This window comes from Aerococcus sp. L_32 (assembly GCF_050689315.1).
The window spans coordinates 1-948 of the sequence record NZ_JBOEQF010000686.1; the positions used below are offsets into that span (position 1 = coordinate 1).

Here is a 948-nt window from a genome sequence, read left to right on the forward strand (position 1 = left end):
CTACCTGATGGACAAATGGGTAACTCTGAAGTTGGCCATACAAATATTGGTGCTGGCCGTATTGTATACCAAAGCCTAACTCGAATCGATAAAGCTATTGAAGATGGTGAATTTGCTGAGAATGAAGCATTAAACGGTGCTTACACTCATGTAACTGACAACCAATCAGCTTTACACATCTTTGGATTATTATCTGATGGTGGGGTGCACAGCCACTTACGTCATATCGAAGCATTGATTAAAGATGCTAAAGCTAAAGGTGTTGAAAAATTATACCTACATGCTTTCTTAGATGGACGTGACGTTGATCCACATGCAGCGCCAGGTTATATTGAATCACTTGAAAAAGTAATGGCCAAAGAAAACTTAGGTCAAATCGCTTCAATTTCTGGACGTTACTATGCAATGGACCGTGATAACCGTTGGGAACGTGTACAAAAAGCTTATGATGTTATCTTTAACGGTAAAGGCGAAACTGGCGACGACGCAATTGAAGTTGTAAATGCTAACTACGCTAAAGACGTTACTGATGAATTCGTTGAGCCAACAGTTATTGTTGATGCTGACGGCAAACCAGTAGGCCAGGTAGCCGATAATGATGCTATCATTTTCGCTAACTTCCGTCCTGACCGTGCTATCCAACTTTCAGACGCTGTAACAGCAACTGAATGGGATAACTTCGATCGTGGAGATGTACCAACAAACGTTAAATTTGTATCAATGACTAAATACAAAGATACAATCCCAGCTGATATCGCTTTTAAACCAATCGCATTGAAAAATGTTCTTGGCCAAGTGTTATCAGATAACGGCTTAAACCAATTACGTATCGCTGAAACTGAAAAATATCCTCACGTTACATTCTTCATGAATGGTGGGGCAAATGACGAGTTTGAAGGCGAAAAACGTATTTTGATTAACTCACCTAAAGTAGCGACTTACGACTTG

At 40.1% G+C, this 948-nt stretch carries 1 protein-coding gene; it reads left to right on the forward strand.

Going from position 1 to position 948, the window contains the following annotated elements; all coding sequences use genetic code 11:
- Positions 1 to 948 (forward strand): 2,3-bisphosphoglycerate-independent phosphoglycerate mutase (gene gpmI / locus ACRCJ0_RS15725; protein WP_431391123.1); only part of this gene is annotated, 948 nt, incomplete at both ends.